Below are 25543 nucleotides of genomic sequence, written 5' to 3'. Positions count from 1 at the left end.
CGTCATTGCCTCCAGCTTTATATACCGAATGTTCATTAGGTAATCCCATATGCGGGTCCGGTGTCAAGGGCAGACCGGTCAGTGGGTACCCCCGACCGGTGGGACCCCCGGCACGGAAGTGCAAGGATGGAGGGACCGGCACCACGCACAGCAAAGGGCGGACCATGGCCAAAGGCATCTACGTCAGCGCGACCACCCCGGGGTCGGGCAAATCGCTCGTGGCCCTGGGCCTCGCGGACACGCTCCACCGGCACGCGGACCGGATCGGCTTCTTCAAACCGGTGGTCCACGGCCCGGATGCCGCCAGCGACCCCATGGTGGCGCTGATGAAATCACGCTTCGCGCTCGACGACGACCGTTGCCGTGGGGGCCTGACGTCCACCGAAGTGCGTGCCCTCCTGGCAGACGGAAAACGCGCCGACATCGATGCGCGCTGCGTGGAGATCTTCGCCGAGATTGCCAAGCATTGCGACGTGGTGATCGTGGAGGGGACGGACCTCACCGGCCAGGACGCCGCCGTCGAGTTTGACCTCAACGCCCGCCTGGCCAACAACCTGGCCGCGCCGGTGGTTGCCGTGGTGGGCGCAAAGGGGCTCAGCGTCGCGGAGGCCGCGGCCGCCGTCGAGGTTGCCCGCAAGGAACTGGTGGCGGAAAAGTGCACGCTGCTGGCCATCATGGTGAACCGCGCGGACCCGGACCTGATGGAGGAAATCGCGGCCGCCATCAAACCGGGCGCATCCAACCGGCCCGTGTACGTCTTGCCGGAGCTGGAGGAGATCGCCCGGCCCACCACCGGCGAGGTTGCCACGGCGCTGGGTGTACGCCAGATCGCCGGCCTCGCGGACATGGAACGCGACGTCCGGGACATCAAGGTGGCGGCCATGAACGTGGGCAACTTCCTGAACGTGCTGGACGAGGGCGCCCTGGTGATCGTTCCGGGCGACCGGGCGGACGTGATGGTGGCCTGCCTGGCGTCGTCGTTCTCGCCGGAATTCCCGGTGCCGTCCGCGCTGATCCTGACCGGCGGGCTGTCCCCCGACGCCAACATCTACCCGCTCCTGGCGCAGGCGCCGTTCCCCGTGTTTGCCGCCAGCCAGGACACCTACACCACCGCCAAGCGGGTCTCCGAGGTCCGCAGCGAGATCTGGTCCGGGCACCGCCGCAAGGTGGCCTCCGCCCTGGGACTGTGGTCCAGGCGCGTGGACGAGGCCGAGCTGGTGGAACGCCTCCACCTGCCGCGACTGGAGCGGATGACCCCGCTGCGATTCCTGCACGACCTCATCGAACGGGCCAGGGGGCAGCGCCGGCACGTGGTGCTGCCGGAGGGAACGGACGTCCGGATCTTGCAGGCCGCCGAAATCCTGCACCGCCGCGACGTCTGCGACCTCACCCTGCTGGGACCGGATTCGCAGGTCCGGGAGCTGGCGGCGGCCAACGGCATCGACCTCGCCGGGATCAACATCGTGGACCCGGCCACCTCGGAACTGCGGCAGGGGTTCGCGGAGAAGTACGCCGAGCTGCGCGCGCACAAGGGCGTGGACCTGCCCAAAGCCCTGGAAATCATGCAGGACGGCAGCTACTTCGGCACCATGATGGTCCAGCTCGGAGTAGTGGACGGCATGGTGTCCGGCGCCGCCCACACGACCGCGCACACCATCCGCCCGGCGCTGGAGTTCGTCAAAACGCGCGACGGCGTGAAGATCGTGTCCTCCGTGTTCCTGATGCTCATGCCGGACCGGGTGCTGGTCTATGGCGACTGCGCGGTGAACCCCGATCCCAACGTGGAGCAGCTCGCGGACATCGCCCTGGCTTCGGCCGAAACCGCGGTGCAGTTCGGGGTGGAGCCGCGCGTGGCCATGCTGTCCTACTCCACCGGTGGCTCGGGCTCCGGCGAGGCCGTGGACGAAGTCCGGCAGGCCACCGAACTGGTGCGTGAACGCCGCCCGGATCTCGCCGTCGAAGGCCCCATCCAGTACGACGCCGCCGTGGACGCTTCCATCGCGGCCTCTAAAATGCCCGGCTCGTCGGTGGCAGGCCAGGCGACCGTGTTCATCTTCCCGGACCTGAACACCGGCAACAACACGTACAAGGCGGTGCAGCAGAGCTCGGGGGCGGTCGCCGTCGGGCCTGTCCTGCAGGGCCTGCGCAAGCCGGTTAACGACCTCTCGCGCGGCTGCACCGTGGAGGACATCGTGAACACGGTGGCCATCACCGCCATCCAGGCGCAGGTGCCGGCCTCGTAGGGACGGTGAGGGACGACAAGCAACGCGGGGTCACTAAATGCCCCTTCCGGAGGGAATATTGGGCATTGAGTGACCCCGCGTTGTGGTTAGCTGTTTTCCGGCTTGGCCAGGCTGTCCGGGTCCTCTTCCTTGGCGGGCTCGTCGGAGAGTCCTTCGGGCGTGAGGTCCAGGTTCTGCGGATCCTTGGGCTGCTCAGCAGCCTCGCCCACCTCGTCGACCTTGGGGCTTCCGGTGTCGTCCAGGGCCGGGTTGGAACCCTCGACGCCGGTGGGGTCCTTGGTGCCGGGGGCGGGTTCTGCGGTCTCAGGTTCGGTGTTGTCGGGCTGAGTGGTGTCGTTCGGCATGGAAGTCCCTCTCTGCATAGTGCAACGTGTCCGCCGACTCTAGGCGCCTGCCGCGGCTGACGCAACGGCGGGCGCGGGGTGAGCGGGGCTGCAGCCTCAGCCTTGACGGGCCTTCATCCGCGGATTCTTCTTATTGATCACAAAGGTGCGGCCCCGGCGTCGGACGATCTGGGCGCCGGGAACCTTCTTCAGGGCGCGGAGGGAATTTCTGACTTTCATGGGATTGCTCCTTGTTGTTGGCGGTTGGTGGGCCGTTCAGGACGGGGCGGGGTCGAGCTGGAACGGGTCGGTCAGACCGACGAACCCGGCCTCCATTTCCGCGTCGGTGAGTTCGCAGGCGGAGAGCAGCTGCGCAATTTCCGCCGGGTCCATATCCGCTCCGGTCGCGGCCAGCACGCTTCCGCGATCCCCGTGTTCCGGATGCCAGTCCAGGTGGGCGTCCACGTGGTTGAGGGGATCGGGCGCCGCACCGGCGTCCTGGTCTGCCAGCCACGGTCCGGTATTTTCGAGCCAGACACGCGGGCCGATGCCCTGGATGGCGATCCGGCACTGCGGTGCGGCGGCGATCCACAGGCGTCCCCGCAACCAGCAGCACCCTTCCGCGAGGGACGCCAGGGCGTGCCGGAACCGCTCAGGGTGCAGCGGCCGTTGGGCCCGGTGGGTGACGGTAGTGAACGGTGATGTTGAGGACGACGCCGGGATCCGCACCGAACCGGGGACCGTCCGGCTCAGGGCGTCGTGGTAGTTGTGGCGGCCCGGGCGGATGAGGCGGGCGTTTTCCGCCACGTCAGCGTGAGGGGCCAGTTCCCTGACCAGTTGGACGCCGCGAACACGCAGGGCGAGGTCGGCCGGAAACAGGTCCACCTCCGCCAGCAGGACGGTGTCATTGAACGACAGCTCGCCGATGAGGAATTCACCCGCAGTGCGCTGGTCCTCCGGGACCGGCGTGAACCCGGACTCAAACAGGGTGTGGTGGTCCCAAATGTGGTCCTCCAGCGTGTCAGGGGCGCAGGCCAGGACAGCGGAATCAATCGTCACTGGGCGGGAAAGGCCACGCCGCAGGGCCCCGATCGCTGCCTCCGCGGACACGGCCGGAGGGAGCCCGATGATGGCCTGGGTCTCCCCGCGTTCCAGCAGCCGCTCGATGGTGGGTACGAGGTCCAGCCGTACCGTGCAGCTCAGGCAGCCGTGTTCCAGCTGCGTCTCGGTGCGCTCCACAAGCCCGGACTGGCTGGAGATCCTGCGGATGACCACGCCGTTCTCCAACAGGTCGTGCAGGACCACCACGGCGCCGGGATTGGCCGCGGCCGCGTCTTGGCAGGCTTGCTGGCGGCACAGGGCGTCCAGGGAGCTGATCACAGTGATATGCATGCCGATCACTCTAATGAGAATCATTATCATTTACAAGTCAACGTGCCCAGGGGGCAACTTATAGAGTGGATCCCAGGGAGCGCTGCACCAGGCTCCGGCACCACCCCTCGTCAGCTGTGCCCCGCGGCACCGAGGCTTCAGGAGGCCCCATGCTTGTGCTCGTTATCAATTCCGGTTCGTCCTCGCTCAAGTACCAGGTCCGGGACGTGGCCGCCGGCATTGTGCTGACCGAAGGGCTGATCGAGAAGATCGGCATGGGCAACGGCGGTGATGGCGACGGCGAAATCGAGGGTCCCCGAGATCATGCGGAGGCGCTGGAACTGGTAGATGCCGCGATCCATGCCGAGCTCGGGGACCTTGACCTGGCGGCGGTGGGCCACCGAGTGGTGCACGGCGGTGAGCGCTTCGCCGAGCCGGTGCTGATCGACAACGAGATCACCCGTGCCATCGAGCGACTCAACCCGCTGGCGCCGCTGCACAACCCCGCCAACGTCCTGGGCATCCGGGCCATCAGCAAGAAGTGGCCGGACCTGCCGCAGGTGGCCGTGTTCGACACCGCTTTCCACCGCACCCTGCCCGAACACGCCTGGCGCTACGCCGTGCCCGACGAGCTCTACACGAACCACGGCATCCGCCGTTATGGCTTCCACGGCACCTCGCACGAGTACGTCACGCAACGCGCCGCCGTGCTGCTGGATCTGCCCGTGGACGAGTTCGACGGCGTGATCGCCCACCTGGGGAACGGCGCTTCCGTCACGGCCATCCGCCGCGGTCAATCGGTGGACACGTCCATGGGCTTCACGCCGTTGGAGGGCCTGGTGATGGGCACCCGCTCGGGCGACCTCGATCCGTCCATCCTGGTCTTCCTCGGCCGGATCGGGTGGACATCGGACGACATCGACGCCATGCTCAACCGCGAATCGGGGCTGAAGGGGCTGGCCGGGAACAACGACATGCGCTCGGTGGTGGAGGCGTCAGAGGCCGGCGACGCCAAGGCTTCGATGGCGCTCGCGGTCACGTCCTACCGGCTGGCAAAGTACATCGGCGGCTACCACGTGGCCGTCGGTGGTGCCAAGGCACTCGTGTTCACGGCGGGGATCGGCGAAAACTCGCACGAGTTCCGCGCCCTCGTGACTGACAGGCTGCATGCGCTGGGCATAGAGCTCGACGCCGGCCTGAACAGTCAGCGGTCCAGGGAACCGCGGGTGATTTCCACGGCAGCGTCCGCAATCCCGGTGTTGGTGGTGCCCACCGACGAGGAGCGCGCCATCGCAGAGGCAACTGCCGCCGTCGTTGGTGGTTGAGCCCATCGAAACCCGGATCTTGGCGAGCTCGATCACCGGGCGGCGGGGTAGCCTCAGTCCATGCCTGAGATCACTTTGCCCATCCGCACCGAGCGGTTGGTCCTGCGCCGGTTCGAAGCTGCGGACCTGGACGCCTTCCATGCCTACCATTCGCTGCCCGAAACGGCCCGCTTCCTGCCGGGGGAGGCCAAGAGCTACACCAAGTGCATGGAGTCCGTGGGCAAGTACGCCAACTTCGTCTTCGAGAAGGAGGGCGACTGGATATGCCTGGCCATCGAGGCGGTGGACGGCCCGGGACTCCTCGGCGAAGTGGTGCTGAAATGGCTTTCGGGCAGCGGGCAGGGCGAAATCGGATGGAGCCTGGCGCCGGCAGCGAGGGGCAAGGGCTACGGGGCCGAGGCCGCGGATGCGGTGCTGAGGCTGGGGTTCGGGGAGCTGGGGATGCACCGGATCGAGGCAAAGCTCGACGTCCTGAATACCGCCTCCGCCGCCTTGTGCGAACGGCTGGGCATGCGGCTGGAAGCCAGGCTGGTGGACAAATGGCACTACAAAGGCCAGTGGGCCACTGAGCTGGTCTACGCGATCCTCGAGGACGAATGGCGCGCCCGGTCCCAGTGAGGGAAACGAATGGCCATTGACGGCCTCAGGCGCCAAGGCCAAACTGGCGTTGTGCCTAGCTGCCGGCCAAGCCGGGCTGGCAACAGGTGTGTCCAAGGAGAACCCGATGCCTACCGTGGAAGAAAGCGTCTACATTGCCCGCCCGCCACAGGAAGTCTTCAATTTCCTGTCCAAGGGCGAAAACATTCCGGTCTGGGACTCCTCGGCGGTCCATGCCGAAACGGTCGGGACCGAGCCTGTTGCGGTCGGCACCCGGGTCAAGGGCGCCAGCAAGGTGGTGGGCAGGAAATTCGACTGGACAACCGAGGTCATCGAATTCCAGCCTCCAACCCGCCTTGTATCCCGCTCGGTGGAAGGAAAGCTGGAATTCACTATCACCCACGTCCTGGAACCTGAAGGTGACGGGACGCGCCTGAACTTCCGGATCGATGCGGCCTCTGGCCTGGGCGGGGTGTTCGGCAAACTGGCCGACCGGTTCGTGGAACAAGCCCAGGCCAGGACCGTCCGTGCCAACCTCGAGACACTGGCCGAACTGCTGGCTGAGCATCCGGAGCTGGGGAGCAGCGACGGCTGAGGACGGACACCGGATTCAGCCCCAGCTGCCCCCACCGGGCCGACTCTGGGCGCGTCCAAGGAGCATTGCCATGCCAGTCGTAGAAGAAAGCGTCCACATTGCCCGTCCGCAGCAGGAGGTCTTTGACTTCGTGTCCAGGTTCGAAAACCTCGCGGTCTATGATCGGTTTGTCGTTGCGTCCGGGCAGGTGGGTGATGGCCCGGTGGGGTTGGGAACCAGAGGTCGGGGCACGAGCAGCTACATGGGACAGCGCTCCGACTGGACCGTCGAGTACACGGACTTCCAGCCACCCCGGCGGATGGTGTCCCGCTCGGTCGAAGGAAAGCGCGACGTCACCGTGACGTTCATGCTGGAACCGGTCGACGGCGGCACGCGTCTGACGGAGCTGATTGAGGTCAGGTCAGGGTTGGGATTCCTGGACAAGGTGCCCGCCCGGCTGGTGAGTTTCATCCTGGGCTGGTCGCTCCGGGGCAACCTCAAAGCCTTGGCCAAGTGGCTGGCAGAGCATCCCAACACCTGACCGGCCCAGGCTTGCCATCGCGGCCCGCGGGATCCCGATCGATTGCTCCGTAAGCGCCCTTTTGGACCCTCAAAACGGCGGTTACGGAGCAATCGATGGGCTATTTGAGGCCGGCCCCGGGCAGCAGGTCCTTGGCGCCGAGGGAGTCGGCGATGAACGCGTAGTCCCACGCCCGCTCGCGCCACTGGACATAGCGCCCGGACGCGCCGCCGTGGCCGCCGTCCATTTCGATCTTCATCACCACAGGCTCGGCGCCGGTGGTCTTGTTCCGCAGCTCCTGGACCCACTTGGCCGGCTCCACGTACAGGACGCGGGTGTCGTTAAAGGACGTCACCGCGGCCACCTTGGGGTACGCAACGGAACGCACATTCTCGTACGGTGAATAGGACTTCATGTAGGCGTACACCTCGGGGTCCGTGATGGGGTTGCCCCATTCCTCCCACTCCAGGGCGGACAGCGGAAGCTCCGGGTCCAGGATGGTGGTGAGGGCGTCCACGAACGGCACCTGCGCCACCACCGCTGCGTACTTTTCCGGTGCCAGGTTGGCCACTACGCCCATCAGCAGACCGCCTGCGGAGCCGCCGAGCGCCGCAATCCGGGACGGATCCACCCACCCGGACTTGGCCAGCCAGTCCGTGGCGTCCACAAAGTCGGTGAAGGTGTTCTTCTTGGCGAGCTTCTTGCCGTCCTCATACCAGTGTCGGCCCAGCTCGCCGCCGCCGCGGATGTGCGCGATCACAAACACCACGCCGCGGTCCAACAGCGACAGCCGGGCAATGCCGAAACCGGGGTCCATGCTCAGCTCGTAGGAGCCGTACCCGTAGACCAGGCCCGCCGCCGTCGAATCCTGTTTGACGCTTCTGTGGCGCAGCACAGACAGGGGGATCCTGGTGCCGTCCGCGGCGTCGGCCCATTCGCGGGTGGCCACGTAGTCGCTGCCGTCGTAGCCGCCCAGCACCGGGCTTTCCTTGCGGAGCAGCAGTTCGCCGGCGGGCTGCACCGGGGTGGGCAGCACAAAATCGTAGACGCGCGACGGCGTGAAGTAGGACGTGTAGCCCAGCCGGATCACCGGTGCCTCGTAGTCCGAACCGCCGACGCCGGCCGTGTACAGCTCCTCGTCGAACGCCGGTTCCACCGGAGCTTCCTGCGCGGGCGTACCGAGGCCGGCCAGTCCCATCACCTGGACGCGTTCGATGGTGTCTTTGCGGACGGACACAATCAGGTGCGTGGAGGTGACGCCGGCACCGTTGACGCGGACGTCGTCGGAATGCTCGACGACGGTACTCCAGTGCTGCTCGGCCAACGGCTTGGCGAGCTCGGCGGGGTCCACCAGGGAGACCATGGAGTTGATGGCCCCGCGGTTGTGGGTGAGCAGGATGCGTTCTGATTTTTCGCCGTCAGAACCGGTGAGCAGGAACGGCTCGGCCTCGTAGAGGACGCGCTCGTCCCGCGAAATCACGGTGGTGAGGGCCGCCGTCGGGTCATCGAAACGCAGCAGGCGGGTCTCGCTGTACTCGGAGCAGCCGATGCCCAGCACGAGGTGGCGCCTGTCAGAGGAGAGCTCAAAGCCCAGCCACATGGCGACGTCGTCCTCCTGGTAAATCACCTCATCGTCGGAGACCGGCGTGCCCAGGACGTGGGACTTGACCTGGTACGGGCGCCACGAATCGTCCACAACGGTGTAGAAAATGCGGGTGCCGTCGGGGGAGAAGCTGACGCCGTAGAAGATGTTCTCGATGACGTCCGGGAGGAGTTCCCCGGTGCGGAGGTCCTTGATGTGGAGGGTGAAACGTTCGTCGCCGGCGTTGTCCACGGCGTAGGCGTAAAGGTTCCCGTCCACCGTGACGGCCGAGCCGCCCACCGAGAAGAACGGCTTGCCTTCGGCCTCGATGTTGCCGTCCAGCAGCACTTCCTCGCCGGGGATTTCGACGCCGGCCTCCACTGCGGGGGGAGTCCAGTCGGCCACCGGGTTGCCGGTGTCCTGGGCGCGGACGCGGCACTGGATGCCGTACTCCTTGCCCTCAACCGAGCGGCTGAAGTACCACCAGCCGTCCTTGCGGTTTGGGACAGACAGGTCTGTCTCCTGCGTGCGGCCCTTGATTTCCTGGAAGATGGCCTCGCGCAGCGGCTCCTGGTGGGCGGTGACGGCCTCCTGGTAGGCGTTCTCGGCCTTCAGGTGCTCAACCACTTCGGCGGATTCCTTCTCGCGCAGCCACTCGTAGTTGTCCACAAAAGTGTCGCCGTGGTGCGTCCGCTCGTGCGGGACCTTCTTGGCCACTGGCGGCGCGGGGGAGGAAGCGGCGGACGAAGTGGCGGAATCCTGCAGCGGAGTCTGGGTCATGCCTTCAATATATAGAGCCGGGCGGACAAAATGGCCGCCGTTCGCTACCGGGGTAGCCCTCGCCCGCCCCGTTGATCTATCACTTATGGTCCCTAAACCGGGGGCAAAACGACTGTAAGTGATAGATCAACGGAGCAGCCGGGCCGGACGGGCCGCTAAGTTACCGGCCGGAACCCCTTGAACCGCCCTCCGCCGGGTGCTAAAACGGCATTACCGGGAGGATCCGGACGCGTTCTTTTTCATCTGCCTCTTAGGGCGGTTAGCCGTTTCGGCACGCCACAGCGCCAGATAGCGCATCGGCAGTCTGCGGGCGACCCTTCCGATACGGTGGTCCCCGGCCCCGCCGGGGACCACTTCTCTGCGTCCCTGGCCATGCTGGTGCGGGTTGCCGCAGGAGGCTGAGCAGGGACCTTGACAGGGCGTCCTAATCGCGGGCTAATTGGAAGCACTCTTAGTGATATTGGGGGCGAAGATGCGAAACCTGATTCCAAAAGGCATCCTCCGGAAGATGCTCCTGCCGCCCACGTACGGCCTGCACCTGACGCCCGGCGCAGAGTTCACGGTGCTCTCCGTCGAAGTCTGGAGCACGTGCCTGGTGGTCAACATCCACGTGGAGTCCGCTGCCGGGAGAGCCATCCCGGAGATTGCCATCGAAGACCATTGGGGCACGCAATACACGTTCCGGGACTCGGCCAGCCTCGGCTCCCGCAATCTGCAGGTATTCACTCCGTCCCTGCCGCCCGGCACCAGAAGCCTGACCATCAGGTCCACGGACGACGCCAACGCCCGCCTGGTGGTGAGCTTCGCCGTCCCGCTGATGAGGGAAGCCGGCGAAGCAGCCAAGGCGCCGGTTTCCCGCCCGGTCCGACTGCGCCGTCCGGCCTAGAAGCAGGTCGGACTAGAACGCACTCACAGCCGGAGTGAGAGAGCGTTCGGGAAATTTCTGCAGGATGTGAGAGAGCGTTGATGGCGGGCAGGCGTATCCTGATCACGCAAAGGCGTACCCGCCCAGCGTGAGAGGGGAAGTTCCATGACCATCCCGCCAGTGCACGAACCAGAGCCGTTCCCGCCGGAACCAGGCCCGGACCCCTTCAGTCCGGAGCCCACCCATCCCGGCCACCCGGGACCGGACAGGCCCAGCCCCATCCCGACGCCGGAACCTCCCGGACCGCTGCCCGTCCCGGATCCGGGGCCCGCACCGCTGCGTCCGGACCCCACCCGGAGTTAAGTCACCAAGTGAAACGGCCCCTGGCACAGCCGGGGGCCGTTTCACTTGGTGCCCGCCAGCTGGTGCCAAGCAATCACCCCCGGGGTACTACCCGCCCGCGTACTCGGGCAGCCGGCCTTCGCGCATGGCAGCCGCCACCTGGGCGATCCCGCCGTAGTCCGGGAACACCACCGACGCCCCTCCTGGTGCCGTGCCCACCCCGGCTGTCGGAAGCGTGAGCGAAACAATGGCGTTGGGGTCGATGTCGCGCATGCCGTAGGCCAGGATCGCGACGCCCACAGGATCAAAGCCCTGGTCCACCGTGAGGTAGCCGGATGCGAAATTCACCAAGGCCCGCACCGCAGTCACATCGCGCAGGGCGCCGTCGCTGGTGAGCCGGGCGAGGATGGCGCGGAGGAACGTCTGCTGGTTCCGGACCCGCTGGAAGTCGCCGTCGACGAAGGCGTAGCGCTCGCGGACGAATTCCAGTGCCGCCTGGCCGTCGAGGTGGTTCACCCCCGGTGTGAAGACGTGCTGCGTTTCGTGAGTGGACTGGAACGGCACGGTGACGTTCACGTCGATTCCGCCCAGCCCGTCGGTGAGCGTCTTGAAACCGTGGAAGTCCAGCATCACCGTGTGGTCGATGTGGGTCCCCATCAGGGACTCCACCGTCCGGGTCGCGAGCGGTATGCCGCCCACCTGCAGGCTGGTGTTGATCTTGGCATAGCCGTAGTCGGGGATGTTTATGTAGAGGTCCCGCATGAGGGAGACCACGTGCACACTGCGGCGGTCGGCCGGGATGTGGACCAGCATGAGCGTGTCGGCGCGGTGGTCCTGCGATTCGCCCGTGGCTGCGGTGTGGGCTGCCTGCTCCCGGGCGTTCGCGCGGCTGTCACTGCCGATCACCAGGATGTTCATGGGCGCCGCGGGGAGTTCCGCGATGGGTTCGGGCGGCGGGGGAGGGGCCGGTGCCGGGGGCGGGGGCGGTGTCGTCTCCGACGGAGTGGGCGTGGCGGTGTCAGTGATGGTGGGCACCGGGGCCGCAACTTCCGCGGCAGGCTTGGTGAACAGCAGGGCGGACACGGCGACGACCGCAACCAGTACCAGCGACAGCACCGCCGCGATCAAGCGGCGCCGTTTCAGCGTGGCAGGCGCAGCAGGCTCGGGGCCGGAATTGCCGGGGCCGATCGGATCAGGACCGCTTGGGGTGCTCGCCATGACTTAGTGTCCGCCCTCCGACCCGGTTCCGGCTACAACGCGGAGCGTGTCGTTTCCATGCTGTAACGTACGACGGCGGCTCGCCGGTTTAGGCGGGAACGTTCAGGCGCGCGTGCCGCAGAATGGAAACGATGGCCGGGGCCAGTTCGTCCTCCATCTGGTGGTAGATCTCGGGGCTGCGCCGGTAGGGGTCGATGATGTCGTTTTCGGAGGAATCCGCGGGCAGTGACAGGTGCCGGACGGACGCGGCGCGCGCGGGCAGCCCCCGCCAGAAGGCGGTGTTGGCACTGAGGGGACTGCCGCCGTCGTCCGCTACCGGAACGTTTGCGGCACTGTCCGCACGCTCGTCCAGGACGTCGAGCATGCGGGCAAACTCGCGGATGGTGAAGGTGCGCTTGAGCAGGGAGGCGTCCAGCTGGAGCACTTCGCCGCGGTGACCCGAGGTCATGGTGAGGACCAGGTCCACGCCGCGCAGGATCTTGCCGGTCAGCTGCCGCGAGACGAAACCGTCCGGGTTCCCGCCAAAGGTGCGCACGATGTCGCCGGACAGCGGCTGCATGGGGTCGCCCACCATGGCCCGGGTTCCGGCGCTGGTGACCTCGAATCCGCCCGGCATCACCTGGTCCAGCCCGGCCTGCAACAGCCGCTCAGCCACGGGGGAACGGCAGATGTTGCCGGTGCAGACCGTCAGGATCCTCACGGGTGCGGGGGCAGATGCGGGGGATTCCACGGAACTTCTCTTTCCAGCCGATGCGCCGGACCCGGTGCGGCCCGTCGTACCTTTCAACTTAACACGTGCCGCTGCCGCCGCCTCAAGGGCTGCTGCTAGAGGGTGGCCAGAAGGTCCTTCATTTCCTGAATTTCGGTTTCCTGGGCGGTCACGATGTCTTTGGCCAGCTGGACCGCTTCGGGGTACTTGCCGTCGGTGCTTTCGGTCTTGGCCATCGTGACGGCGCCTTCGTGGTGCGCGGTCATCTGGGTCAGGAACAGCTTGGCCGCTTCAGTGCCCTGGGCTGCACGGAGGGCGGTCATGTCCTCCTGCCCCATCATGCCGGACATGCTGTGCCCGCCAGCCATGCCGGAGGGCATTTCGGTGGGCCGGTTCCAGCTCTTGAGCCAGGCGGTCATTTTCTCGATTTCGGGTCCCTGGGCAGCCTTGATTCTGGTGGCCAGGTTGGTCACCGTCGCCGGGATGCCTTCCTTCTCCAGCATCAGGTCCGACATTTCCACGGCCTGGGCGTGGTGCCGGATCATCAGCTGTGCGAACACGGCGTCGGCTTCATTGAAGTCTGCAGCTGCCGGCGCGGAGCTGGAGGGCATTCCGGAGCCGCCGTGGGTCATGCCCGGCATGCTGCTTCCGTCAGAACCGGCGGAACCGGTGGAACCGGTGGAGCAGCCGGCCAGGGCAATCGCTGCGGCGATGGCAAGAGTGGAAATACTCAGGGTCTTTTTCATCAAAATCAGTGTCCTTCGAAGTATCAGCGGCGTCAGGCGCCGTTGCGGATGCGTGCGGTGGCGGGGCCGGGTGGCCGGCCCCGGCGTATGCGGGGTGGCTGGGCAGCGTCAGTGGCTGCGCAGGGTGCGCCGGACAGGACGCGGGGCAGGGCAGTTTTACGTCCGGCTGATGCAGAGGTCGCCAGGGGAAGGACTTCCCGGCAGATAGGCATAGGTGGTAGTGGCCACGGCGGCACCGGTGACGTTGAAGGCCGGGAACGGCGTGGTGCCGGGCAGCGGCGCCGACAGGGAAGTGTTCGCCGGGGACAGGACGCAGGCAGCGTCCCCGGCGGCCATCGCCGGGCAGCTGCCGGGAGACGTACAGGGAGACGCCGTCCCGGACACCGGTGCCGCCGGATCCAGCGGTGCCACCAGAGCGTCGGCAGTGGAGGACTGGGCTGCCGGGTGGCCCCCATGTACAGCATGGGAGCCTTGGATCTGCGTCAGGGTCATGTCCGTGCCGGCAGAGGCCGCCGTGGGCATGGTGTGGGCGCCGGACATAATGTGCATCCCGAAAATCCCGGCGATGACAGCGAGCAGCCCGGTCAACAGCCCTGCACGCCGGAGGAGCGCCATGAAGGGGCCGGGTGCTGTTGCTGCCATGGCGTTCCTCCTGCTCGTGTGGGCGGGCCTTTTGGTTTAACCGTACCGGGTTGACCTTTGCCGGGTGGTTCGTTGGTTCAACGTACCTGCGCGGGATTCAGTTTCACGCGGCGCAGCCGGCCAGCACCACGCCGGCCGATTCCATCGCCACGTCCGTGCCGGCGCCGATCGCGATGCCGACTTCAGCCCTGGCCAGGGCCGGGGAGTCGTTGACGCCGTCGCCCACCATCGCGGCGACCTTTTTGTCCTTGTCCGCCGGGAGGACTTCGGCGAAGACTTCGTCAATGTGCAGCTCTTCGGCGACGGCCAGGGCCACCTGCCGGGCGTCACCGGTGATCATGGCAACCTTGATGCCCCGGTTCTGCAGAGCCGCCACTGCCTGGCCCGTGCGACGGGTGTTCGCTATCGGATTCCACCGCAGCGGGTGGACTACCTGCTGGTGAGGCTGTACCCGGCGGCCGCTACGGCGTCGCGGACCGATGCCTCCGTGTGCGGCCCCGAGACGCTCAGGCGTGAGGCCCCGCCGGCGACGAGTTCGACGGCGGCCGACGTCACGCCGTCGAGCGCGGAGACTGCCTTTTCAACGGTCTGGACACAGTGACCGCACGTCAGGCCGGTGACGGAGTACTCCGTACCTTCTGCCTGGGGTGACAGCTGCTTCGCTGAACGGGTGGAGCAGCAACTGCACCCTGCAGTTTCAGCTGCAACGATGGGCAGTTCGGTCCGGACTTGGGGTGCACTCATATCAGTTCTGTCCTTTTGCAAGAGAGGTGTGATGAGGTGCTGGGGATGAACGGCTGTAAGGGCCGGAATTGCACGGGCCTGGACAAACCACTTCACTGGCAACACCCAAAATATACCCCCATGGGGTATATTTTGCAATGTGCCGACGCCCACAGCTTCGGGGGAGCGGGCGGCCGCGCGCTCGCCTTACCGCCGGGAAAGTCAGCCGTGGCCGGGTTCCCCGGTGACGGTGTGGTCGGCGTGGTTCAGGCCTTCCAGGACAAGTCGGGCCAGATGGCCGTCCGCGATGCTGTAGACCACCCTGCGACTGACCTTCTGCGTGCTGACGAGGCCGCTGAAGCGGAGCTTGGCCAGATGCTGGCTGACTGAGGTCCGGGAGGCTCCGGTGCGTTCCACCAGGGTGGTGACGTCGGCCGGTTCCTGGGTCAGGAGCCAGAGAACGTGCAGGCGGGTGGGATCGGAGAGCATCCGGAACGTGGCCGTGGCGGCATCCAGTCGGCGGGCATCAGGCAGCCGGGAATGGTGAAGGCTCGGTGTGGTGACGATTTGGGCCTCTTCCACCGGATCACCCTTTCATGATGGCCGTTTCTGGGCCGGTCTTGGAGGAAGCCGGCCAGAAGTTCACGGCCGCTGCTGTACTGATCATAGCCACCACTGCCAGGACGGCGGCGGCTGCGGGCTGGCCGGCGGACGCGCCGATCCAGCCGGCTACCGGGTAGGTGATGATGAAGCACGCGTGGGAGAGGGAGAACTGGGCGGTGAAGATGTAGGCCCGCGTGCTTTCCGTTGCGGAGCGGCGCAGTAGCCGGGCCGAGGGGGTGCTGATCATCGAGGTCCCGGCGCCGAGTGCCGCCCAGAGCCCCAGCAGCATCAGCCACGGACCCGCTGTCGCCAGCAGGACAAACGTGCCGGCGAGGCCAAGGCCAAGAAGCGCAGCTCCGGACATCATCAACGAACGGTCGGCCAACCGGTCCAGCGCCCAGGGTGCGCTGAGCGCGACGGCCATCGAACCGGCGCCGTAGCAGGCCAGGGCAATGGCGACGTCGGCGTTGGATCCTGCGAACAGGTCCCGGGTATAGACCACCGTGTTGACCAGCACGAGGGATGTAGCGGCCGCCACGGCCAGGTTCAAAGCCAGGAGGCCGCGCAGTTCCGGCGTTCTCGCGAAGATCCTCGCGCCGAGGGTGGTGCGGTGCCAGAGTGATCCTTCCTGACGGGCCGCCGGTGCTGCAGGCAGTCTGGTGGTCACCACCAATGCCGCAGAGAACACAAAGCCCGCCACGGTGCCGAGAAAAAGTTCGTGGAATGTAAGTACGGACAGGAGTCCTGCGGCCAGGGCCGGGCTGACCAGGGATTCCAGGTCGTACGCGAGACGGGAGAGTGACAAGGCCCGCGTGTACTGCCGTTCGTCGGGCAGCACCACGGGGATCAGGGACTGGAAGGCCGGCGTGAACGTAGCCGAGGCGCTCTGAAGGACAAATACCAGCACGTAGATTTGCCAGGCCTGATCCACCGCGGGCAGTAGTAGGGCGATTCCGCCACGGATCAGGTCCGCTGCAACCAGGACCGGCTTTTTTGGCAGCTTTTCTACCAGTGCCGCCATGACTGGCGCGACGAAGACGTAGGCCAGCATCTTTATGGTCAGCGCCGTCCCGAGCACGGCCCCGGCCTGCCCTCCTGCAAGGTCGAACGCCAGCAGTCCGAGGGCCACAGTCAGCAAACCGGTCCCCAGCAACGCAACGATCTGGGCTGAGAAGAGCTTCCGGTAGGCGCGGACGGACAGAACTTCGATCATGAGGATCCCCCAATCGAAAACAATATGTGCGTACTTATGCACCTATTGTAGGCGCGACGCCGGGAGGTGACGTCCAGGAGCCGCCGTCGTTAAAGTGCGACGACGGGCGCGCTGGGTTCACGGGGGTAGCGGGCGCCGCCTGGTCCAGCCCTGCCTGAAGCAGCCGTTCAGTCATGGGGGAGTGGCAGAGGGCCAACCTCGAACGGGTGCACAGGAAACTCTTGGTCACCAGCTCTATTTCGCGAATCTAGACTAAGACTTGCTTACGGTGCCATCGTTTTTAGATAAAGATGTCTTTCTGTTCACTAGTGTTACGCGGGTCACAGAGAAGGAAGGACGCCGTAGCAATGACTGCAACAAAAGCACAACACGTATCCCGCTCCTCAATAGGTGCCCTGCTTGCCTCAAATTCGTCCTGGACCGAGCTGAAACGGGCCGCCGGAGAACTGCAGCAGATCCAGGTGAAGGACGGCTCCATACCTGATCCGGGGGACCATGACCGAGCCCTGTACGAGGTCGCCACCATCACGGCTTCACTCAGGGATTTGGCCCCTTCGTTCCCGCACGATGCGGAGTATCTGGCCCGGCTGGAAGTTGACTTCGAGCGGTGGGCTGCCTCCTCGTTCGGGGTCCCGGACTTCCTGGATTCCCTGCTCGCATTCCAGCCACAGCAGCACCGAATCGACGGACTGCCGCATCTGGTGGTCTTCCCTATGTATACGCAGAACGGCAGCCCGAACCGCTTCGTGGAGGCCGTGCTGTTCGAAGTTGTGTGGCCGGAGTTCATCGCTGAACTCGAAGGTACGGAGTATTCGAACCCGCTGTTCGTACCCATCCGCTTCATCGACTTCACACCCGGCTATGACACGAACTCGGCGGTGTTGTTTCCTGAGAGCGTAGCCGTCCGTGAAACGCCGCAGTTCACCTGGGGCGGTATTTTCGCGGATCGCGAGGCTGAGCGGTTCCGGCGGGTGGTGGCCGCAGCCAGCGACATCACGTCCCTCAGTCTCCCCGACGGAGCGCGGCGGCTGCTTGAAGATCCTCAGCTGGCCATGGAAACCTTCGTGATGTGGGATCTGATCCATGACAGGACGCACATGCGCGGGGATCTGCCATTTGATCCGTTCATGATCAAGCAGAGGATGCCGTACTTTCTCTACACCCTGGAAGAGCTGCGGTGCGATCTGACGGCATTCCGTGAATCCGTCCGTATCGAGAGGGACGAGAACGCGCCGCCGGAGGCGCGAAACCACGCGAAACTCGTCCAGTATGCCGTCATCTTCGACCGGATTTTCCGGTTCGCGATGACAGGAAACCGGGTCCGCAATTACGACGGCCTTGGCGGTCAGCTCCTTTTCGCCTGGATGCACCAGCACAAGGTGCTTCATTGGACGGACTCGAAACTGTCCATCGACTGGTCGGAAGCGCCCGAGGTCGTTATCGAACTCGGGAGGCGGATCGAGGAGCTGTACTGGCGGTCAATTGACCGCCCGAAAACCGCTCACTGGCTTGCGGCCTATGAATTCATCAGCGCCACAGTCACCCCGAACCCCGCATCCCTCTGGGCCAAGGGGCCCGAGGCGCTGGTCCTTGACGGCCCTCCTCGGGGCCTGACCGACCAGGTGCTTGATGACGAGTTCCCCCTTTCGATGTTCTACGAAGCACTGGAGAAAAAGATGAGAAACGTCATCGAATCCACGGCCGGAATCACCGGCGAGCCCAACGGCGGCAGCAGCTGCAAGGACGCGGCATGATGGCTCCCGACGGACCCAGGACCGTCATGGTGGCCGGCTCCACCAGCGAGGCCGGGACCGCCGTCGTATCGGCCCTCAGCGGCGCCGGATTCCGCGTCGCCGCCGTGGACCTGGACACTGAACGCGTGCAGAACCTCGCACAGTCCTGGCCCAACGTCACCGGCTACACCTGCAACCTCGCAGAACCCGCGGCCGTCCGGGAACTGGCATCCACGGTCCGCCGCGACCTTGGACCCCTCGATGGCCTCATCCACCTGGTGGGCGGCTGGCGCGGCGGCGACGGCATACCGGGGCAGGAGGACTCCGACTGGGACTTCCTGCACACCAGCGTCCTGACGACACTGCGAAACACCAGCCGCGCCTTCTACGACGACCTTGAAAAGTCCCCGGCGGGACGACTGGCCATCGTGTCTGCCCAGGCAGCTGCCAATCCCTCCGCAGGTGGTGCCGCCTACGCAGCGATCAAGGCCGCTTCCGAGGCCTGGACGCTGGCGGTGGCCGACGGCTTTCGCAGCTCACAATCCGGCAGCACGGACGACCGGCAACCGCAGCGGTCAGCTGCCGTGGTGTTCGTGGTCAAGGCCCTCGTCGACGACAAGATGAAGGCTTCCCAGCCCGACCGGAAATTCCCGGGATTCACCCATGTGAAGGATCTCGGAGCCGCTTCGGCCGCCCTGTTCAGCAGGTCCGCCGCCGAACTCAACGGTTCCCGCCTACCCCTGGTCTGATCTTCACCTATCCCGACCGGGAAGCAGGTAGGGAGATCCACCAAGCGCCAGTACAGGCGCGCCCGCACGCCGGCCTGCGTGCAGGCAGTCAGTCAGTCAGCAAACAATCCCATTCATGGGCCACACCAACCAAGAGGTAAACAATGTCGTTTTCTCCGTCCAAGAGGACAAAGGCACTGGCGAGTCTCGCCATCGGCCTTCTTTCTCTGACCGGTTGCACCAATGCATCACAGACCTCGGGGGGAGCTGCCCCGGGTTCCACTGGCTTTGATCCCGCCTCTGTGGTCAGGGACGATGCCCTCGCCGCTAGCGTCCCTGAGGCCATCAGGAGCAAGGGCACCCTCACGGTGGGTGCCGACACAACGTACGCACCTGCCGAATCCCTGGGCGGCGCCGATGGCCAGACCCCGGTGGGCTACAACGTGGATTTTGCTAAGGCCATCGGGGCGACCCTCGGCTTGAAGGTCCAGGTCCAGACGTCGGAATTCACGGGAATCCTGCCCGCTCTCGGCGCCAAGTACGATCTGGGAATCTCCTCCTTCACCATCAACGAGGAGCGGCTCAAGGCCGTCAACATGGTCAGCTACTTCAATGCCGGCACGTTGTGGGCCGTCCAGAAGGGCAACCCGAAGAATTTCAGCGTCGATGACATCTGCGGCAAATCCGTGGGGGTGCAGACCGGCACCACCCAGGAGGCCCCCGACGTCTCCGCCCGGTCCAAGGCCTGCACGGATGCCGGAAAGCCGGGCGTCAACGTCGTCACCTTGAAGACGCAGACAGATGTGACCACCCGTCTGGTGAACGGCAGCATCGACGCTATGGCCGCTGATTCCCCGATCATCGGCTATGCCCTCTCGCAGACCGGCGGCAAGCTGGAGGCCCTGGGCGATGTTTACGCTGCGGCACCGCAAGGTATCGCGGTCGCTAAGAGCGACACCGCACTGTCCGAGCTCATGAAAAACGTCATGAACAAACTCATCAGCGACGGGACCTACGGGAAAATCCTGGACACGTGGAGCAACACCAAGGGCGCCGTCACGAAGTCTGAAGTGAACCCGGCGGTAGACAATTGAGCACCCTCGCACCCACCGAAACCAGCGACCGCAGGACCGGTGCCGCGCACCGGAAACCGGAACTGATCAACGCCGTTCCGGTCCGCCATCCCGGCCGCTGGGCCGGCGCCGTCCTCATCCTGCTGTTCGCCGCGATGCTGGGCCAGAGCCTGGTCACCAATACCAATTTCCGCTGGGACATCGTCGGCACCTACTTCATGGACGTGCTTGTCATCCAGGGCATCGGCTGGACGCTGCTGCTGACAGTGCTCTCGATGGTGATCGCCATCGTGCTGGCCATTCTCCTGGCCTTCATGCGCCAGTCGGACAATCCCCTGTTCCGCGGCGTGAGCTGGACCTGGGTCTGGTTCTTCCGCGGCACACCGGTCTACACCCAGCTGGTGTTCTGGGGCCTCATTTCCGTTCTTTATCCCAAGATCGCCCTGGGGATTCCGTTCGGCCCGGAACTGTTCAGCTTCAGCACCCAGGACGTGATCACCGCCTTTATGGCAGCAATCCTGGGACTGGGGCTGAACGAGTCAGCCTATCTGGCCGAAATTTTCCGCGCTGGCCTGAAGTCCGTCGACTCCGGCCAGATGGAAGCCGCCGAGGCCCTGGGGATGCGCAAGTCAAAAATCATGTGGCGGATCATTCTGCCCCAGGCCATGCGCGTCATCGTGCCACCCACCGGCAATGAGGCCATCGGGATGCTCAAGACCACCTCGCTGGTGCTCGCGGTGCCATTCACCCTGGACCTGACCTTCGCAACCAACGGCATCGCCAACCGCAGCTACCTGCCCATTCCGTTGCTGATCGTGGCCGCCCTCTGGTACCTGGTGATCACCAGCATCCTGATGGTGGGCCAGTACTACGTTGAGCGCCACTTCGGAAAGGGCGTGGACAATCTCGTCCCTGCCCAGGTCAAGCCGACCCCGGCGGTCACCGCCGCCGAAGCACCCAAAGCACGCAAAGCACCCAAAGCAGAGGATGAGCTACCGTGACCATCACCAACGACGTCATGACGAAGGAGACCCTCGTCCGTATGGACGGGGTCCACAAGTACTTCGGAGAGCACCATGTGCTCCGCGGGATCGACATGACGGTCCGGCAGGGCGAGGTCGCCGTCCTCATCGGGCCGTCCGGGTCCGGGAAGTCCACGTTGCTGCGCTGCATCAACATGCTGGAAACCATCAGCGCCGGCCGGATCCACGTCCGCGAGGAACTGATCGGCTACCGCGAGACCCGCGGCCGGCTGCATGACCTGACCGTCAAAGAGATCGCCGCCCAGCGCAGGGAGATCGGCATGGTCTTCCAGCGCTTCAACCTCTTCCCGCACCGGACGGCGCTGCAGAACATCATCGAGGCGCCCACTCAGGTCAAGCGGCAATCCAAGGTGAAGGCCAGATCACGCGCGATGGAACTTCTGGACCGTGTCGGTCTCGGCAACCATGCCAACCACTATCCCGCGCAGCTCTCGGGCGGCCAGCAGCAGCGCGTGGCCATCGCCCGTGCACTGGCCATGGAACCGGAACTGATGCTCTTCGACGAGCCGACCTCGGCCCTGGACCCGGAACTCGTGGGCGAAGTGCTCAGCGTGATGAAGGACCTGGCCAAGTCCGGCATGACCATGATCGTGGTGACCCACGAGATCGGCTTCGCGCGCGAGGTCGGAGACACCCTGACGTTCATGGACGGCGGCGTCGTCGTCGAAAGCGGCAACCCGCGCGACATCATCGCCAACCCGCAGCAGGCCCGCACCCGGGAGTTCCTCTCCAAAGTTCTCTGACGGCTCAACCCAGGCGGTCCGGGCGTGATGTGCGAAGCGGATCATGCCCGGACCGTCGTCGACCAGGGCCGTGGGTCCGCGAGGCGGATGCGCAGTGCAGCGCCTCGGCGATGCGTCGCGCGGGTGTGCCGGCTACCTCTGGCTATGATCGAGCTATCTGGTTTCTGAGCTGAGGGGGACACCAACCGATGAGTGCCGTCACCGTTGCGCGAAACGTCCGCGTCGCAATCTGGACTATTTTGGCGGTCCTTGTCGCGGGGGGCCTGATCTGGTTCGCCGTGTTTACCGCGAACAAACCCGCCTCACCCGTGCCGCCGGCGTCCGCTGATTCCCAGGTGGCGCGGGAAGACAGTCACCGGCTCACCAGCCCACCGGCCGAAAAAGTCCAGCTGGTCGAGTTTCTGGACTTCGAATGCGAGGCCTGCCGCGCCGCCGAGCCTTTGGTGGCGGAGCTGAAGGAGGAGTACGGGGACCGGATCACGTTCATCCACCGCTACTTCCCGCTGACCGGACACCCGAACTCCGGCACCGCAGCGCTCGCTGTCGAAGCCGCCGCGCGCCAGGGGCACTACGAACCGATGGTCACGAAGCTTTTCGCGACCCAGACCGAATGGGGCGAAAAGCAGGACTCCCAGGCGGCCCTCTTCAGGACCTACGCTGTAGGCCTCGGCCTCGACATGGCCCGGTTCGATCAGGATGTTGCCGCAGAGGACACCAAGGAACGGATCCGCCGGGACATCTTGGACGGCAAAGCCCTGGGTGTGACCGGCACCCCGACGTTCTTCCTCAACGGCGAAAAACTCACTCTCAACACCGAAGCCCAGTTCCGGCAGCTGCTCGACGACGCCGTCAAGTAGCGCCGTCACGTAGCGGCCCCGACGTGGCGCCGGGCCTACGCCCGCAACTCCCGGTCAATCCGTTCCATGCGGGCCCGCACCAACTGGAAACGCGCGTCCATCCAATACCTGCCGCCAGGCGACCTGTGATTCTCCGGGCCGTGACAGCGGACACCAACCACCCGAACAAATTGTGCTGGTCTATCCCTGTCGAAGCAGCAGCACCCCGGCTGGATCCCCAGGGCGTCATGGAATCCTTCGCGTGCAGCACAGTGAGGTGTGACACCGGACTTCGGCCCGCGTCGACGGTAGCCAGACGTGGTTTTCCTGGTTAGCTCGCGGCCGGCAGTGCGTCAGGGATCCGGGGTTTGGTGTTTCCTATGAAGGTGAACTTGGCTTCGTCTCCGTCGCCGTCCACATCCACTACAACGATGTCGCCCTCGTGGATTTCGCCGAAGAGGATCTTTTCGGAGAGCTGGTTTTCGATTTCGCGCTGGATGGTGCGGCGCAGCGGGCGGGCACCCATGGCGGGATCGTAGCCGCGGGTTGCCAGGAGCACCTTGGCCGCGGTGGTGAGTTCGATGCCCATGTCCTTGTCCGCGAGGCGCTTCTCCAGCCGGCCCACGAACATGTCCACGATCTGGATGATCTCGTCCTGGGTGAGCTGCGGGAAGACGATGACGTCGTCCACGCGGTTCAGGAACTCGGGGCGGAAGTGCTGCTTGAGCTCCTCCGTGACGCGGGCGCGCATGCGGTTGTACCCGGTCTGCGTGTCTGTGCCGGACTGGAAGCCGGTGGCAACGCTCTTGGAGATGTCCCGGGTGCCGAGGTTGGTGGTCATGATGATCACGGTGTTCTTGAAGTCCACCACCCGGCCATGGCTATCGGTGAGGTGGCCGTCTTCCAGGATCTGCAGGAGGGAGTTGAAGAGGTCCGCGTGGGCCTTCTCGACTTCATCGAACAGGACTACGGAGAACGGGCGGCGGCGGACCTTTTCGGTCAGTTGCCCGCCCTCGTCGTAGCCGACGTAGCCAGGAGGGGCACCGAAGAGCCGTGAAACAGTGTGCTTCTCGGAGTACTCGGACATGTCCAGGCTGATCAGAGCGTCTTCGTCGGCGAAGAGGAACTCGGCGAGGGCCTTGGCGAGCTCGGTCTTGCCCACGCCAGTGGGGCCGGCGAAGATGAACGAGCCGCCGGGACGCTTGGGGTCCTTCAGGCCTGCACGGGTACGGCGGATTGCCCGCGAAACCGACCTAATCGCCTCGTCCTGGCCCACCACGCGCTGGTGCAGTTCGTCTTCCATCTTCAGCAGACGGCTGGATTCTTCCTCCGTCAGCTTGAAGACCGGGATGCCGGTGGCGTTCGCCAGCACCTCGGCGATGAGATCCTCATCCACTTCGGAGATGTCGTCCAGGCCGCCGGTCTTCCAGTGGCGTTCCTTCTCCGAGCGCTCGGTGATGAGCTTCTGCTCCTTGTCGCGAAGCGAAGCGGCCCCCTCGTAGTCCCCGGCGTCAATCGCGGACTCCTTTTCCTCTTTGACGACGGCAATCTTTTCGGCGAGGGCCTTCAGCTCCGGCGGAGCGGTCATCCGGCGGATACGCAGGCGGGCGCCGGCTTCATCGATCAGGTCGATCGCCTTGTCCGGCAGGAAGCGGTCCGAGACGTAACGCTCGGAGAGGTGCGCGGCGGCGGCCAGCGCGCCATCGGTGATGGTGACGCGGTGGTGCGCCTCATAGCGGTCACGCAGGCCCTTGAGAATCTCGATAGTGTGGGCCACGCCGGGTTCCTGAACCTGGATCGGCTGGAAGCGGCGCTCCAGGGCTGCGTCCCTTTCGATGTACTTGCGGTATTCATCCAAGGTGGTGGCACCGATGGTCTGCAGCTCACCGCGGGCCAGCAACGGCTTCAGGATCGAAGCCGCATCGATCGCACCTTCGGCGGCACCGGCACCCACAAGCGTGTGGATTTCGTCGATGAACAGGATGATGTCCCCGCGGGTGCGGATTTCCTTGAGGACCTTCTTCAGGCGCTCTTCGAAGTCACCGCGGTACCGGGAGCCGGCAACGACGGATCCCAGGTCAAGGGTATAGATCTGCTTGTCCCTGATGGTCTCCGGGACGTCGCCGCGCACAATCGCCTGGGCCAGGCCCTCGACGACGGCGGTCTTGCCCACACCGGGCTCGCCAATCAGCACCGGGTTGTTCTTGGTGCGGCGGGACAGGACCTGCATCACGCGTTCGATTTCTTGTTCGCGGCCGATCACCGGGTCAAGCTTGTTCTCGCGCGCAGCCTGGGTCAGGTTGCGGCCGAACTGGTCCAGCACCACGGAACCGGCAGGAGTGCCTTCCGCCTGGCTCGGAGCGACGCCGGCGCCTGTCGCCTCCTTGCCCTGGTAGCCGGAGAGCAACTGGATGACCTGCTGGCGGACCCGGCTGAGGTCGGCGCCGAGCTTCACCAGGACCTGCGCGGCAACCCCCTCACCCTCACGGACGAGGCCGAGCAGGATGTGCTCGGTGCCGATGTAGTTGTGGCCCAGCTGCAGGGCTTCACGGAGTGCGAGCTCCAGCACTTTCTTGGCGCGCGGCGTGAAGGGGATGTGGCCGGACGGGGCCTGCTGGCCCTGGCCGATGATCTCCTGTACCTGCTCGCGGACGCCGTCGAGCGAAATGCTCAAAGACTCAAGAGCCTTGGCGGCAACGCCCTCGCCCTCATGGATCAGACCCAAGAGGATGTGTTCGGTACCAATGTAATTGTGGTTGAGCATGCGTGCCTCTTCCTGGGCAAGCACAACTACTCGACGGGCACGGTCCGTAAATCGCTCAAACATTTCGCCACACTCCTGGCTGCCTCTACCTTGATGCTACGTCGCCGCGGGCCCTCGTGGGGTTGTTCGCCGAGAGGCAGGATAAAGAGAGCCGGGTTCCCGTGACTTTCCCATGTAAGCGGCAGGGTTTCGCACCGCTATCCGCCACGTCACCGCGTGTCACCGTGTGGGCGCAGAGGCACCCGCA

General features: G+C 65.4%; 24 protein-coding genes and 1 pseudogene. 12 read left to right on the top strand and 13 right to left on the bottom strand.

Going from position 1 to position 25543, the window contains the following annotated elements:
• The first annotated feature begins 164 nt into the window (after positions 1–164).
• Complete coding sequence (pta, locus tag NIBR502772_RS19775) at positions 165–2243, top strand: phosphate acetyltransferase (protein WP_141141462.1); 2079 nt, start codon at positions 165–167, stop codon at positions 2241–2243.
• Between the two features lie 86 nt (positions 2244–2329).
• On the opposite strand, the gene NIBR502772_RS19770 is transcribed toward pta, so the two are convergent.
• The 3 genes from NIBR502772_RS19770 to NIBR502772_RS19760 all read right to left on the bottom strand — a co-directional run bounded on the left by NIBR502772_RS19770 (position 2330) and on the right by NIBR502772_RS19760 (position 3958).
• On the bottom strand, positions 2330–2587 hold the full coding sequence (locus tag NIBR502772_RS19770) for a hypothetical protein (protein ID WP_141141461.1): 258 nt from the start codon (positions 2585–2587) through the stop codon (positions 2330–2332).
• A gap of 96 nt (positions 2588–2683) precedes the next feature.
• Positions 2684–2806, bottom strand: a complete 123-nt coding sequence (gene ykgO, locus NIBR502772_RS19765; RefSeq protein WP_058931424.1) for a type B 50S ribosomal protein L36 — start codon at positions 2804–2806, stop codon at positions 2684–2686.
• A gap of 36 nt (positions 2807–2842) precedes the next feature.
• Positions 2843–3958, bottom strand: a complete 1116-nt coding sequence (locus NIBR502772_RS19760) for a GTP-binding protein (RefSeq protein ID WP_141141460.1) — start codon at positions 3956–3958, stop codon at positions 2843–2845.
• Between the two features lie 149 nt (positions 3959–4107).
• On the opposite strand from NIBR502772_RS19760, the gene NIBR502772_RS19755 reads away from it, so the two are divergent.
• The 4 genes from NIBR502772_RS19755 (at position 4108) to NIBR502772_RS19740 (ending at position 6974) form a co-directional block, all read left to right on the top strand.
• Positions 4108–5262 carry an acetate kinase gene (locus tag NIBR502772_RS19755; RefSeq protein ID WP_141141459.1) on the top strand — a complete coding sequence of 385 codons (1155 nt, stop codon included), beginning with the start codon at positions 4108–4110 and terminating at the stop codon, positions 5260–5262.
• Between the two features lie 60 nt (positions 5263–5322).
• Positions 5323–5880 (top strand): GNAT family N-acetyltransferase, encoded by a 558-nt coding sequence (locus tag NIBR502772_RS19750; protein WP_141141458.1) that lies wholly within the window; start codon positions 5323–5325, stop codon positions 5878–5880.
• Between the two features lie 106 nt (positions 5881–5986).
• Complete coding sequence (locus tag NIBR502772_RS19745; protein WP_141141457.1) at positions 5987–6454, top strand: SRPBCC family protein; 468 nt, start codon at positions 5987–5989, stop codon at positions 6452–6454.
• A 70-nt stretch (positions 6455–6524) separates the two neighbouring features.
• On the top strand, positions 6525–6974 hold the full coding sequence (locus NIBR502772_RS19740) for an SRPBCC family protein (RefSeq protein ID WP_141141456.1): 450 nt from the start codon (positions 6525–6527) through the stop codon (positions 6972–6974).
• A 100-nt stretch (positions 6975–7074) separates the two neighbouring features.
• Here the strand turns inward: NIBR502772_RS19740 and NIBR502772_RS19735 are convergent, their stop codons facing one another.
• Positions 7075–9315: a S9 family peptidase gene (locus NIBR502772_RS19735; RefSeq protein WP_141141455.1), complete on the bottom strand. Its 2241-nt coding sequence runs from the start codon at positions 9313–9315 to the stop codon at positions 7075–7077.
• A gap of 472 nt (positions 9316–9787) precedes the next feature.
• Between NIBR502772_RS19735 and NIBR502772_RS19730 the strand changes: the two genes are divergently transcribed.
• Entirely contained in the window at positions 9788–10201 is a 414-nt protein-coding gene (locus tag NIBR502772_RS19730) for a hypothetical protein (protein WP_141141454.1), read from the top strand.
• Between the two features lie 429 nt (positions 10202–10630).
• Here NIBR502772_RS19730 and NIBR502772_RS19720 read toward each other — a convergent pair whose 3' ends face one another.
• The 8 genes and pseudogenes from NIBR502772_RS19720 to NIBR502772_RS19685 form a co-directional block, all read right to left on the bottom strand.
• On the bottom strand, positions 10631–11740 hold the full coding sequence (locus NIBR502772_RS19720; RefSeq protein WP_141141452.1) for an LCP family protein: 1110 nt from the start codon (positions 11738–11740) through the stop codon (positions 10631–10633).
• A gap of 88 nt (positions 11741–11828) precedes the next feature.
• Complete coding sequence (locus NIBR502772_RS19715; protein ID WP_141141451.1) at positions 11829–12470, bottom strand: low molecular weight phosphatase family protein; 642 nt, start codon at positions 12468–12470, stop codon at positions 11829–11831.
• A gap of 95 nt (positions 12471–12565) precedes the next feature.
• Positions 12566–13195, bottom strand: coding sequence for a DUF305 domain-containing protein (locus NIBR502772_RS19710; protein WP_141141450.1), 630 nt, complete (start codon positions 13193–13195; stop codon positions 12566–12568).
• A 156-nt stretch (positions 13196–13351) separates the two neighbouring features.
• A complete protein-coding gene (locus NIBR502772_RS19705) occupies positions 13352–13837 on the bottom strand; it encodes a hypothetical protein (RefSeq protein ID WP_141141449.1) in 486 nt (161 codons plus the stop codon).
• Between the two features lie 115 nt (positions 13838–13952).
• A pseudogene (locus NIBR502772_RS19700) lies at positions 13953–14219 on the bottom strand (HAD-IC family P-type ATPase); the annotation flags it as partial.
• A gap of 47 nt (positions 14220–14266) precedes the next feature.
• On the bottom strand, positions 14267–14581 hold the full coding sequence (locus NIBR502772_RS19695; RefSeq protein ID WP_141141448.1) for a heavy-metal-associated domain-containing protein: 315 nt from the start codon (positions 14579–14581) through the stop codon (positions 14267–14269).
• A 201-nt stretch (positions 14582–14782) separates the two neighbouring features.
• Complete coding sequence (locus tag NIBR502772_RS19690; protein WP_246848597.1) at positions 14783–15142, bottom strand: metalloregulator ArsR/SmtB family transcription factor; 360 nt, start codon at positions 15140–15142, stop codon at positions 14783–14785.
• Between the two features lie 4 nt (positions 15143–15146).
• Complete coding sequence (locus tag NIBR502772_RS19685; protein WP_141141447.1) at positions 15147–16376, bottom strand: MFS transporter; 1230 nt, start codon at positions 16374–16376, stop codon at positions 15147–15149.
• Positions 16377–16723: 347 nt separating this feature from the next.
• Between NIBR502772_RS19685 and NIBR502772_RS19680 the strand changes: the two genes are divergently transcribed.
• The 6 genes from NIBR502772_RS19680 to NIBR502772_RS19655 all read left to right on the top strand — a co-directional run bounded on the left by NIBR502772_RS19680 (position 16724) and on the right by NIBR502772_RS19655 (position 22553).
• Positions 16724–18130 carry a DUF6421 family protein gene (locus NIBR502772_RS19680; protein ID WP_141141446.1) on the top strand — a complete coding sequence of 469 codons (1407 nt, stop codon included), beginning with the start codon at positions 16724–16726 and terminating at the stop codon, positions 18128–18130.
• Positions 18127–18858 carry an SDR family NAD(P)-dependent oxidoreductase gene (locus NIBR502772_RS19675; RefSeq protein WP_371706712.1) on the top strand — a complete coding sequence of 244 codons (732 nt, stop codon included), beginning with the start codon at positions 18127–18129 and terminating at the stop codon, positions 18856–18858. The genes NIBR502772_RS19680 and NIBR502772_RS19675 overlap by 4 nt, the downstream gene beginning before the upstream one ends.
• Positions 18859–19139: 281 nt before the next feature.
• Entirely contained in the window at positions 19140–19931 is a 792-nt protein-coding gene (locus NIBR502772_RS19670; protein ID WP_246848596.1) for an ABC transporter substrate-binding protein, read from the top strand.
• Positions 19928–20911 (top strand): amino acid ABC transporter permease, encoded by a 984-nt coding sequence (locus NIBR502772_RS19665; protein WP_168223583.1) that lies wholly within the window; start codon positions 19928–19930, stop codon positions 20909–20911. The genes NIBR502772_RS19670 and NIBR502772_RS19665 overlap by 4 nt, the downstream gene beginning before the upstream one ends.
• Before the next feature lie 17 nt (positions 20912–20928).
• Positions 20929–21696 (top strand): amino acid ABC transporter ATP-binding protein, encoded by a 768-nt coding sequence (locus tag NIBR502772_RS19660; RefSeq protein ID WP_141142173.1) that lies wholly within the window; start codon positions 20929–20931, stop codon positions 21694–21696.
• A 188-nt stretch (positions 21697–21884) separates the two neighbouring features.
• Positions 21885–22553, top strand: coding sequence for a thioredoxin domain-containing protein (locus NIBR502772_RS19655; protein WP_141141444.1), 669 nt, complete (start codon positions 21885–21887; stop codon positions 22551–22553).
• A gap of 310 nt (positions 22554–22863) precedes the next feature.
• On the opposite strand, the gene NIBR502772_RS19650 is transcribed toward NIBR502772_RS19655, so the two are convergent.
• The gene (locus NIBR502772_RS19650) at positions 22864–25359 is read right to left on the bottom strand and encodes an ATP-dependent Clp protease ATP-binding subunit (RefSeq protein ID WP_141141443.1); all 2496 of its coding nucleotides are present in this window, start codon (positions 25357–25359) and stop codon (positions 22864–22866) included.
• Positions 25360–25543: the final 184 nt, after the last annotated feature.

The organism is Pseudarthrobacter sp. NIBRBAC000502772, assembly GCF_006517235.1.
Classification (GTDB): Bacteria; Actinomycetota; Actinomycetes; order Actinomycetales; family Micrococcaceae; genus Arthrobacter.
This window is presented reverse-complemented; position numbering and strand designations above follow the sequence as displayed.

What these genes read in the sequence shown, in the direction of transcription:
- pta (WP_141141462.1), top strand. Translation starts at nt 165, where the DNA reads ATGGCCAAAGGCATCTACGTCAGCGCGACCACCCCGGGGTCGGGCAAA.
- NIBR502772_RS19770 (WP_141141461.1), bottom strand. Translation starts at nt 2,587, where the DNA reads ATGCCGAACGACACCACTCAGCCCGACAACACCGAACCTGAGACCGCA.
- ykgO (WP_058931424.1), bottom strand. Translation starts at nt 2,806, where the DNA reads ATGAAAGTCAGAAATTCCCTCCGCGCCCTGAAGAAGGTTCCCGGCGCC.
- NIBR502772_RS19760 (WP_141141460.1), bottom strand. Translation starts at nt 3,958, where the DNA reads ATGCATATCACTGTGATCAGCTCCCTGGACGCCCTGTGCCGCCAGCAA.
- NIBR502772_RS19755 (WP_141141459.1), top strand. Translation starts at nt 4,108, where the DNA reads ATGCTTGTGCTCGTTATCAATTCCGGTTCGTCCTCGCTCAAGTACCAG.
- NIBR502772_RS19750 (WP_141141458.1), top strand. Translation starts at nt 5,323, where the DNA reads ATGCCTGAGATCACTTTGCCCATCCGCACCGAGCGGTTGGTCCTGCGC.
- NIBR502772_RS19745 (WP_141141457.1), top strand. Translation starts at nt 5,987, where the DNA reads ATGCCTACCGTGGAAGAAAGCGTCTACATTGCCCGCCCGCCACAGGAA.
- NIBR502772_RS19740 (WP_141141456.1), top strand. Translation starts at nt 6,525, where the DNA reads ATGCCAGTCGTAGAAGAAAGCGTCCACATTGCCCGTCCGCAGCAGGAG.
- NIBR502772_RS19735 (WP_141141455.1), bottom strand. Translation starts at nt 9,315, where the DNA reads ATGACCCAGACTCCGCTGCAGGATTCCGCCACTTCGTCCGCCGCTTCC.
- NIBR502772_RS19730 (WP_141141454.1), top strand. Translation starts at nt 9,788, where the DNA reads ATGCGAAACCTGATTCCAAAAGGCATCCTCCGGAAGATGCTCCTGCCG.
- NIBR502772_RS19720 (WP_141141452.1), bottom strand. Translation starts at nt 11,740, where the DNA reads ATGGCGAGCACCCCAAGCGGTCCTGATCCGATCGGCCCCGGCAATTCC.
- NIBR502772_RS19710 (WP_141141450.1), bottom strand. Translation starts at nt 13,195, where the DNA reads ATGAAAAAGACCCTGAGTATTTCCACTCTTGCCATCGCCGCAGCGATT.
- NIBR502772_RS19705 (WP_141141449.1), bottom strand. Translation starts at nt 13,837, where the DNA reads ATGGCAGCAACAGCACCCGGCCCCTTCATGGCGCTCCTCCGGCGTGCA.
- NIBR502772_RS19695 (WP_141141448.1), bottom strand. Translation starts at nt 14,581, where the DNA reads ATGAGTGCACCCCAAGTCCGGACCGAACTGCCCATCGTTGCAGCTGAA.
- NIBR502772_RS19685 (WP_141141447.1), bottom strand. Translation starts at nt 16,376, where the DNA reads ATGATCGAAGTTCTGTCCGTCCGCGCCTACCGGAAGCTCTTCTCAGCC.
- NIBR502772_RS19680 (WP_141141446.1), top strand. Translation starts at nt 16,724, where the DNA reads ATGACTGCAACAAAAGCACAACACGTATCCCGCTCCTCAATAGGTGCC.
- NIBR502772_RS19675 (WP_371706712.1), top strand. Translation starts at nt 18,127, where the DNA reads ATGATGGCTCCCGACGGACCCAGGACCGTCATGGTGGCCGGCTCCACC.
- NIBR502772_RS19660 (WP_141142173.1), top strand. Translation starts at nt 20,929, where the DNA reads ATGACGAAGGAGACCCTCGTCCGTATGGACGGGGTCCACAAGTACTTC.
- NIBR502772_RS19655 (WP_141141444.1), top strand. Translation starts at nt 21,885, where the DNA reads ATGAGTGCCGTCACCGTTGCGCGAAACGTCCGCGTCGCAATCTGGACT.
- NIBR502772_RS19650 (WP_141141443.1), bottom strand. Translation starts at nt 25,359, where the DNA reads ATGTTTGAGCGATTTACGGACCGTGCCCGTCGAGTAGTTGTGCTTGCC.